This is a genomic window from Longimicrobium sp., from assembly GCF_036280135.1.
Taxonomy (GTDB): Bacteria; Gemmatimonadota; Gemmatimonadetes; order Longimicrobiales; family Longimicrobiaceae; genus Longimicrobium.
This window is the reverse complement of sequence record NZ_DASURI010000388.1, coordinates 1-4,377: the sequence shown is the minus strand read 5'-3', so window position 1 is coordinate 4,377 and position 4,377 is coordinate 1. Positions and strand designations below refer to the sequence as shown.

The following is a 4,377-nucleotide window of genomic DNA, read 5'->3' as shown; positions in this document are numbered from 1 at the left end:
TGCCCTGCGGTCGTGTCGCTCATGGGGCCTCTCTGTGGTTGCGGTCGGGTTCCGGGGTCGTCAACTCGGGAGATCAGGGGCGGCGCGTCAGCCCACGTCCAGGCGCCGCACGGCGCCGCTGCCGGGGCGCGCGTCCATCCGCCCGCCGGGCGCCAGCTCGAAGGCGCCAAAGTCCAGCACCCACGCCTGGCCCGTGTGGGGGTGAAAGGCCACGTCGATGGGGCGATGCAGCGCGGGGACGTCCGCCACGGGGTGCGCCGTCCACGTCCGCGTGTCGATGCGCACCACCGTCCGCCCGCTGCGCGGATTGGTGGGCGACGTCATGGGCACCTCGTCGCCGAACAGCGTCATCAGCAGGTCTCCCGCGAACGGGCCGTCCGCCGGGAACACGCCGAACTTGCACGCGGACGAGTTCAGGGGCAGCTCCATCAGGGGCCGCTCCGGCGGCGGCAGGGCGTCGTGGTTGGCCAGGATGAACGTCGGCGCCGCGCCGCGCGTGGGGGTGAAGCGCGGGTCCGTGACGGGCACGCCGCCCACGAAGTCCGGCCAGCCGTACCACGCGCCCCGGCGCACGTCGAACACAAGCTCCGGCACGCCGGCGATGGGGCGGCTGCCGCGGTCGTCCGAGCCCTGGTCCGTGGCGATCAGGCGGCCGTCGGAGAGAAATCCCAGCCCGAACGCGTTGCGGATGCCCCAGGCGAACACCTCCAGCCCGCTGCCGTCGGGGTGGCAGCGCAGCACGGCCGCCGTGGCCGGCACCCCCGCGGGGACGTGCTGACCGGCTTCCGTCGGTGTCCCGAACGGGACAAAGGCGCCCGTGACGGCCCGCGCCTCCGGCCCCTCCAGCGGGTCCGCTGTCTGCACGTTCACCCCCGTGAGCACCACGTCCATCCCCGGCACGTCGTGCGGATGGGGAAGCTGCTTGAGCCAGGCCAGGTCGTACGCGTCCAGCCCCACGATGCCCAGGTTGGTCATGGCGCCCTGGCCCCAGTACAGCATGCCGTCCGGACCCACGGCGATGGTGTTCACGTGGTAGTTGCCGCGCCCCGGCAGCCCGTCCACCACGGTCGTCCGCTCGCCGTCCACCGTCAGGCGGCTGATGCGGCCGGGAAAGCCGCCTTCGGCCACGTAGAAGGCCCCGTCGTGCCAGGTGAGCCCGTTCACCGGTTCGCGCAGGCCGGCGGCGACCACGTCCGCGCCGCCGTCGTCGCGCAGGCGCAGCACGCGTCCGCCGCGCGGCGCCCCGCCAAACGGCAGGCCGCTTTCGGCCACGTACGCGCGGCCCTCGTCGTCGAACGCCAGGCTGGTGGGAAAGTGCAGCCCCGTGGCCACGGGGGCGGCGGGCGGCGCCAGCACGTCCGTCATGCGCCCCCCCGCGCCAGGGAGACCAGCCCCATCACCATCAGGAACGCGCCGCTCCACGCCTCGGCGCGGGCGGGGAGCCAGCGCCGCACGGTGGCGCCGGCGAACAGCCCGGCCAGGCACAGGGCCCCGCTCACGGAGCCCACGACGGCGGCGGAGAGCAGCACGGGGTAGCCCGCGCTGCCCAGCCCCACCCCCGCGAACAGGTTGTCCAGGCTGAGCGAAAGGGGCAGGCCCAGGATCATCCAGCCTCCGTCCACGGCCCGCTCCGCCGCGCCATCGTCCTCGCGCAGCGCCTGCCACAGGATGACGGCGCCGCACGCCAGCAGCACCAGCGGCCCCACGGTCTGCAGCACGGGGAGCGCGCGCCGCAGGGCGCCGCCCACGGTGAGCCCCACGAGCGGCATGAGGGCTTCGCACGCCGCGAAGGCCGCGGCCAGCGTCCACAGCCGGCGCCCGCGGGGGCGCGCCACGCCCAGGGCCGCGGACACGTGCAGGTTGTCCAGCCCCGCCAGCACCCCGAAGACGGCGAGCTCCACCATCAGGCGGTCCCCGTCGTGGACGCCGTCCCCGTGCCGGACGCCGTGCCCGAGCCGGACGAGGGCGGGAAGCCGTAGATGCGCAGCACGCCGCCGTCGCGCCCGTTGATGAGGGCGCCGGCCACCACGTAGGTGCCGTCGGACGCGGGACCCATGCAGTAGCCGTAGCCGCCGTTGAGCCCCAGCGTCTGCTGGCCCAGGTCGTCCTTCCACAAGGCCGCGCCCGTGACGCTGTCAAAGGCGTACAGCGAGATGTTCTGCGTGGCCACGAAGACCACGCCGTTCACCACCATGGGCGAGCCCACGGAGCCCTCGCCGGGGTTCTGGAACATCTGGTCGCCCGCCAGGCCCAGGGCCGGCGGGTCCGGCGCCGGGTTGGAGCCCGCGTAGCGGGACACGGTCACGTTGCCCTGCGTGGTGGGGAACGTGTAGTTGGCCATGGGCCAGTTGGCCGCGTTGGCCACCGACGGGTCGTCCAGCGTGTTCTTGGAGTTGGGCGTCCAGTCCAGGGCGCGCATGAACGGCGTGCTCTCGTAGTCCAGCCCGGGCGAGGCCGCGTGGTAGTTGGGCCCGCCCAGCCCCACGAACAGCCGCCCGTTCACGGGGTCCACGGCCGGCGCGCCAAAGGGCCCCGAGTAGTTCTCGCCCGCGTTGGCGGGAGCGTTGGACTCCTCGTTTGAGGGCGTGGGCGGCGCCAGGCCCTGGTTGGCCGGGTGCGGATCCACCGTGGGGATCTGGGCCCCGTTCACGTCGTACGGCAGCAGCTGGCGCTGGGCGACGAACCCGAGGTTTTCGTCCAGCACGAACAGGGTGCCGTTCTTGTTGGCCACCGCCACCCGCTTTTGCCCCTCCTGCACGTACAGGATGGGCGATCCGCCAAAGTCGACGTCCATGTCGTTGGGGCGGTAGCTGGTGTCCTGCGTGGGGGCATACACGTTCACCAGCGCGCCCGTGGTCGCGTCCAGCGAGATCACGGCGTACGTGTACGGCTGGGGAAAGACGGGCCCCTTGCCGCCGGCCGTGGGCAGGCCCTTGTCCACGCCGTTTTGCGGGTTGCCCGTGCTCAGGTACAGCCGGTTCAGGTCCGCGTCGTACGCGATGCAGCTCCACACGGAGCCGCCGCGCACGGCGTTGGTGTCGTCCATGGCCGTAAAGCCGGGGAGCACCGTGCCGCGCACCACGGACTGCGGGATCTGGTTGGGCTGGTTGGGCGTGCCGGCGTGCGTCACGTTACCGTCGGGGTCGTACTGGGGGGGATCGAACTGCGAGGTGCAAAAGATCCACTTTACCTTGCCGGTCGTGCCGTCCAGGCAGTAGACGAAGCCGAACAGCGCCGGGTTCTCGCCCTCGCCCATCCCCACGTACACGTCGCCGTTGGCCACCAGCGGCGACGACCACCCGGCGGCGGGCGGCGCGTCCTCGCCCCCCATGTCGTTGGTGACGGGCTGGTTCTGCACGGGGTCGGCGTAGCGCAGGTCCGTGATCCACGCCACGGACAGGTCCGCCTCGTTCAGGCAGTAGAACTTGCCGTTGAAGGCGCTGAAGTACACGTAGCCGTTCGCGACGGCCGGCGTGCACCCCATGCCCGTGAACCCGTGCGTGTCGCGCTCGCCAATGGGGATGTCCCACGTGTAGGTGGCCGCCACGGTGCCGTCGGCCAGCGACACCTTGCAAAAGGTGCCGCCCAGGGCGCCGTACGCGGCCTTGCTGTTGGAAAGCCCCACGTACGCGTAGCCGTTGGTGACGGCGGGCACGGAGAGAATGGGGCCGCCCAGCTGCAGGGTGTGCAGCGTCTGCAGCTGCGGCGCGTTCTGGGGGGTGATGACCGTGCTGGGCACGTAGCCCCCGTGACCGGGGCCGTTCTGGTACATCCACCACCCCTGCGGGGTGTCGTTGGCCGCCATCCGATTTGTCCTTTCGCTCGCGTGGTGCGCGGCCGCCCGGCCGCCGCGCCGTCATCCGTCTCTCGTCCCGCCCGACCCGCGTTCCTGCGATTCCGTCGATTCACTGCGATTCTGTCGAGCCCACGCGAAGCGCCCCCTCCGCTCGCCCAGGCTCGCACCTCCCCCCAAAACCCCTGGGGAGGTTGAACATCGAATTCCACCCCGTCCAGCTCAGCGCACGGGCTGGATGCAGAAGGCGCGCTGTCTGGAACCCGCGTCCGCGATGCGTCATCCTGAGGGAGCGCCCGCTCACACCCTGACCGTGCACATCACCCCGGGCGCGACCGAAGGATCTTGTGTGCGAGACTCGGAGGCGGATTCCGCGCACGAGGGTCGCCCTCGAGCTTCGCGGGCAAGATCCTTCGTCGCCGCCAGAGATCACGCACGGACAAGAATCCGCGCGGCGGCTCCTCAGCAACTGTGTTTCAGACGGTGGCCGCGATCGCCGGATTCCAGGGTGTATTCGTGCGCGCCATCGTGTTCAGGATCACCAGCAGCTTCCGCAGACACGCGATCATGGCAACCTTGAACGG

The 4,377-nt window shown here is 71.6% G+C and carries 3 protein-coding genes and 1 pseudogene; all 4 read right to left on the bottom strand.

Features of this window, described 5'->3' with window-relative positions:
- Positions 1–87: 87 nt before the first annotated feature.
- A complete protein-coding gene (locus VFZ20_RS12165) occupies positions 88–1,365 on the bottom strand; it encodes a hypothetical protein (protein WP_329684153.1) in 1,278 nt (425 codons plus the stop codon).
- On the bottom strand, positions 1,362–1,904 hold the full coding sequence (locus tag VFZ20_RS12160) for a manganese efflux pump MntP family protein (RefSeq protein ID WP_329684152.1): 543 nt from the start codon (positions 1,902–1,904) through the stop codon (positions 1,362–1,364). Before VFZ20_RS12160 ends, VFZ20_RS12165 begins: the two co-directional genes overlap by 4 nt.
- On the bottom strand, positions 1,904–3,805 hold the full coding sequence (locus VFZ20_RS12155; RefSeq protein ID WP_329684151.1) for a PQQ-binding-like beta-propeller repeat protein: 1,902 nt from the start codon (positions 3,803–3,805) through the stop codon (positions 1,904–1,906). Before VFZ20_RS12155 ends, VFZ20_RS12160 begins: the two co-directional genes overlap by 1 nt.
- A gap of 464 nt (positions 3,806–4,269) precedes the next feature.
- Positions 4,270–4,377, bottom strand: a pseudogene (locus VFZ20_RS32925) (IS110 family transposase); the annotation flags it as partial.

Excerpts from the sequence above, each read along its gene's own strand:
- VFZ20_RS12165 (WP_329684153.1), bottom strand. The coding sequence starts at position 1,365 with ATGACGGACGTGCTGGCGCCGCCCGCCGCCCCCGTGGCCACGGGGCTG.
- VFZ20_RS12160 (WP_329684152.1), bottom strand. The coding sequence starts at position 1,904 with ATGGTGGAGCTCGCCGTCTTCGGGGTGCTGGCGGGGCTGGACAACCTG.
- VFZ20_RS12155 (WP_329684151.1), bottom strand. The coding sequence starts at position 3,805 with ATGGCGGCCAACGACACCCCGCAGGGGTGGTGGATGTACCAGAACGGC.